We start from the raw sequence: 4,812 nt of genomic DNA, 5'->3' as shown, positions 1-4,812 counted from the left end.
GAGCGTGATGCCCTTCTTGTTGGTGTTCAACGCTGAGAAGATCGGCGATTTCTCCCACCACTGGTCCTCGGTGACCGGGATGCCGGCGATCAGCCGGGTGCCGTCCGGTTTGCGCGTGGACTCGACGTGGATTACCTCGGCTCCCAGCATCGCCAGGAAATGCGTGCAACTCGGGCCGGCCCAGAAGGTGGTCAGATCCAGTATCCGTATGCCGTTGAACGGCAACCGCTCCGCGGGTTTGGCCACGAAGCGCCCGGGTCCGACCGGACCCGACTTCCGGTAGTCCGCGGTGTGCTCACCCAGGCGCGGCGCCGGTCGCGGCGCGACGAGCGTTGCGGGCCGCATCCGGTACGGGTGGGCCGGCTGGCTGAACCCGTCGCGCGGGTTGGCGACAAACGAGCCTCGGCGCCGAAAATGCTCGATCTCAGTGATGTTAGCGCCGTTGGCCACTGGTGCGTTGGGGATCCGAAAAGCGGCGGCGAGTTCGCGGATGTCGTCGGCCTTCTCGTTCTCGAACCAGGCGTATATCTCGGCTGACTTTTGATTGGCCATCTCGGTGATCGACAGCGGCGAGTCCTCGTCGATCCAGTCCTGCTGGCCGATCATCGCACACAGGTCGAACCACTGCTGAGCGGTCCCGCATCCGACATCCACCAAACCATCTTTGGCACGGGCGATTCCGGGGATAGTGAGTTTCCTGGCGTCCCGCCAAGGCCTTCCGAGCATCTGGAAGAACGTGACCGGGTAGTACGTGAGACCGAGGATCTGCGTTTCGAGCATCGACAGGTCCAATAACTCACCGGTGCCGGTCTCCAACTGCCGCATCCGTGACGCCATCGTCGCGGCGCTGGCGTACGCGCCGGCGATATAGTCACCGACCCGGCCGCCCACGAATACCGGAGCGCGATCAGCGGATCCGCGGCCGAGGCCGACGATGCCACCCGACCACGCCTGCAGGGTGAACTCTGTCGCCGGGCGATCGCGCCACGGGCCGTCCAGCCCGAACGGGGTGATCGACGTGACGACGAGGTGTGGATGCGACTCGCGCAGTGCGGCCGGTCTGAAGGCGTCGGCCACCGTGGAACCCCGTGACCACACCACCGCGTCCGCAGCGGCCAGCAGGTCGTCGACCAGTGCAGCGTCGATGTCTGGGTCGGCGACCACACTGTGCTTAGATCCGGCCAGAAAACCGAACAGTGCTCCGTCGCGGCCATTTTCGATGTCGGCTCCCGACACTGACCATCGGCGTAAGGGATCGCCCTGCGGTGACTCGACCTTGATCACCTGGGCCCCGCCGTCGGACAGCAACTTGGTGCAGTAGGCGCCGGCAACTCCGGTGGAGAGTTCGACGACGGTGTAGCCGTTCAGCGGGCCCGTATCGCCGAGCATCGTGGTCAGGCGCCGACCGCGACGTTCGAAAAGGGACTCGACGTGAGTACCTCGGGGCCGTCGGGGGTGATCAACACCGCCTCTCGCCCGAACACCGCGCCAACGCCCGACTCCCAGACGTAACCGGTGACCGCGAGCACCATGCCCGGCTCCAGTTGTTCTTCGGCGGCGGTTGCCGGTAGGTGCTGCGAGACCACAGGCGGGTCGAATCCCAGGCCCAGGCCTCGCGCGATCGGCATCGGTGGCAGTTCTTCGCCGGCCGCCTGGTAGGCGGCCAGCAGGTCGAGCGCGGGCGCTCCCGGTCGGCAGGCTTCATACAGTCTGTCCCACAGCGCATCCCAGCGTCGGTACAAATCGTCGGAACCCGCCACGTCGCCGACCGGCCAGGTGCGGCCGACCTCTCCGGTGTAACCGCCGTCGAGAACTCCAGACGAAAAGGCGACGAGGTCACCCTCGTGCACCAAGCCGTCTGGGTTGGCCCGGCGCCACGGGTGGTCGCACGCGGTCACCCAGGCGGCGTCCTGGGTAGACGGGGTGCTGACCCCACCGGCTGCCATCGCCTCCAACAGCGCGCCGGCCAAAGCCTTTTCACTGATGCCAGGCCGTAATTCAGCCACCGCTGCGGCCAGACCGAGTTCGGCCACCCGGATGGCCTCCCGCAGCGCGACGACTTCTTCGGGCGTCTTGATCCGCCGGGCCGCACGCATCGCCAGCTCGCCGTCGACCAGCTCCGCATTCGGGAACGCCATCGGCAGCAGCTGCGCGAAACTCGGCGAAAGGGCATCGGTACCAACCCGTTTCGCGGTCGCCGCACCGTCGATGCGCTGCAAGTTCGCGATGGTGTTCATCGGGTTCCAGGCGATACCGTACAAGTTGTCGTGCGGGATGTCGTCCGGCACGCCTTCGTCCCAAGTGCTGAGCAGGTGAATCGCCCCGGTCTCACGCACCACTACACAGGTCGGGCCGAACGGCCTGGTTCCCGCCACCCACAGCTGCGGTGCGCCGGACACATAGCGGACATTCGCCTGCCGCCCGAGCACCAGCACGTCGAGGTTGCGCTTTTCCATCTGCGCCAGCGCGCGCTCGCGGCGGCCGGTGCGCAGCGCCCGTCCATCGGCCAGAACCTCGGTGGACATCAGCATTCTCCGTACGGCGCATAGGGGTAGTCGGTCAACCGGATGTGCCCGTCCTCGGTGATGACAACGACCTCTTCACTGCGATAACCGCCGGTGCCCTCTTCCCACACCACCGGTTCCAGTACCATCACCATGCCCGGCTCGAGGACGAATTTCTCATCGAACTCGTCACCGAGATCGGTTCCGATCATTGGTGTTTCGGCGGCATTGACGCCGATGCTGTGCCCCAGGTAGAAGTGCGGCAGCCACGGCCGGGTGCCGCCGTTGGCTTCCGTCGCCGTCCTGCCCAGATCTGCAACGGTCGCACCGGCGCGCACCACGCCCATTACGGCGTCCATGATCTCTTGCCACCGGTAGTACTGAGCGTGCTGCCGGGGCGTCGGCTCGTCACCGACCAGCCAGGTGCGGCCGAAGTCGGAGCAGTAACCCTGGTAGGTGATGCTCACGTCGGTCCACAACACATCGCCGGCGGCCAGTTCCCGCTCAGTCGTCAACAGCGGCAACGCCAGATCGCCGTGTGTGGTCCATACCCCGTCGGCTTTGAACTTGGGCATCACCTGCCAGATCGGCTCCAGCATGCTGGCCATCGCGCCGAGTTCAAACGTTCGGCGGGTGAACTCCGCGGACAGGTCGATCTGCCGGATGCCTGGCGCGAGCGCGGTCTGCACATCGGCCATAGCCGCGTCAGTGATCTTCACTGCGGTTCGGATGCAAGCGATTTCATCCGGGGTTTTGATGAGCTTGGCGGCGCCGACAACCTGGGCGGCATCGGCCGGCGGGCCGGACCGGAACAGCTGCGACTGGGCTCGACGCATGGCCCCGGTGAGTTCGTCAACCGCAATGACGGCTGCGGGCGGCACGAGTTCGTGAATCACCCGCACGAATTTCTCGACGCCCTCGTCGAATTCGAGATACACCGGTCCGTGCAGGTGGTCGGTAGGCAGACCGGATTCCGACGATGCACCCTCGCGGAACGGCAGGAACAGGTGCGGGTGCGGGTCGTCAGCGAGTACCACCGCGACGGGTCGCTCGACGTAGGACAGCCCGGCGTCGCTAAGTGGCCAACTGACGCCGGTGGCGTACACAACGCTGTTGTTGCCCAACAGGATCAAGGCTTCTACGCCACGGTCGGCCATCGCCGAGCGCAACCGCGTGCCGGTCTCGCGGCGCATTCGTTCGATGTCCGGCGTGTCCGGAATGTCCAGCGCCGAATTCAGTGTCGGTGACAGAGTCGTCATGTGGGGGCCTGCAGCCCCAAGAACCTGGTGATGTTGTCGCTGACGATCTTGGCGGCGTTCTCCGGTCCGACCGCGTCGACCACCGAAGCCAACGATTTCTCCGAATAGCCGAAAGTGCTTTCGTTGTGCGGATAATCGCTGGACCACATAACCTTGTCGACACCGATCTGGTCGATCAGCCGGAGCCCGAGCGGATCGACCATGAACGATGCGCTCATGTGGTTGTCCCAGTAGTAGCGCGGGTCATGCCGCAACGGCCGGTTGAACATGTGCTGATACGAGGCCACCAAGTGCTCGGCATCCTGTAAAGCCCAAGGAACCCAGGCGATTCCGCCTTCGAACCAGCCGATCCGCAGACTCGGGTGGTCGTCGAGAATTCCGGTGAACAGATACTTGGCGAACTGCTCGCGGAACCCGTCGATGTTGATCATCATGCCGACGACGACGCTGTTGAACTGGCAGGGCGTCTTGGGCGGCGTCTCGCCGATGTGGTGGCTCACCGGAAGCCCGGCGGCTTCGATCTCGTCCCATACCGGCTTGATGGCGTCGCTGCCGTAATCGATGACGTTGCCCTCGTCGTCCTTGCCGGGGTTCAGCGGTAGCAGGAATGTCCTGAGGCCCAGCGATTTCAGTTCGGCCAGGGTTCTTTTGGCGCCGGCCGGATCCCACCAGTTGATCAGACCCGCACCGTAGAAGTGTCCTCCGGACTTCTCCTGCAACTCGGCGATGTACTCGTTGTAGATGCGAAACGCCAGCTCCCGCAGCTTCTTGTCCGGGTAGTGGAAGAGCGCGAGAATCGCATTGGGAAAGGCGATTTCCTTCTCGACGCCGTCTTCACGCAGCTCCTGGATGCGGGCCTCGATGTTGTTGCTCGCGGCGCCGGGCAGGTCGTCGTACTGCATCAGCACCGCGCTGAAGTCCCCGGGCAGGAACGACTGTCCCTTGCGGCCGACCTGATAAGCGCCGTCCTCATACCAGATCCGCGGCGCCTTCTCCTTGAGCTCGTCCGGGAATCGGTTGTAGAAGATGTCGTCGGCGATCGAGATGTG

The 4,812-nt window shown here is 64.8% G+C and carries 4 protein-coding genes; all 4 read right to left on the bottom strand.

Annotation, left to right across the window (positions count from 1 at the left end; genetic code table 11):
• A partial coding sequence (locus tag AC2VOG_RS17605) for a CaiB/BaiF CoA transferase family protein (RefSeq protein ID WP_486941135.1) occupies positions 1-1,389 on the bottom strand: 1,389 nt, incomplete at its 3' end.
• 5 nt (positions 1,390-1,394) lie between these two features.
• Positions 1,395-2,525 (bottom strand): M24 family metallopeptidase, encoded by a 1,131-nt coding sequence (locus AC2VOG_RS17600; RefSeq protein WP_486941134.1) that lies wholly within the window; start codon positions 2,523-2,525, stop codon positions 1,395-1,397.
• Entirely contained in the window at positions 2,525-3,763 is a 1,239-nt protein-coding gene (locus AC2VOG_RS17595; RefSeq protein WP_486941133.1) for a M24 family metallopeptidase, read from the bottom strand. The genes AC2VOG_RS17600 and AC2VOG_RS17595 overlap by 1 nt, the downstream gene beginning before the upstream one ends.
• On the bottom strand, positions 3,760-4,812 hold a 1,053-nt coding region (locus tag AC2VOG_RS17590), incomplete at its 5' end, for an amidohydrolase family protein (protein ID WP_486941132.1). The genes AC2VOG_RS17590 and AC2VOG_RS17595, both read right to left, overlap by 4 nt.

Source organism: Mycobacterium sp. TH-M11, from assembly GCF_057473725.1.
This window is presented reverse-complemented; position numbering and strand designations above follow the sequence as displayed.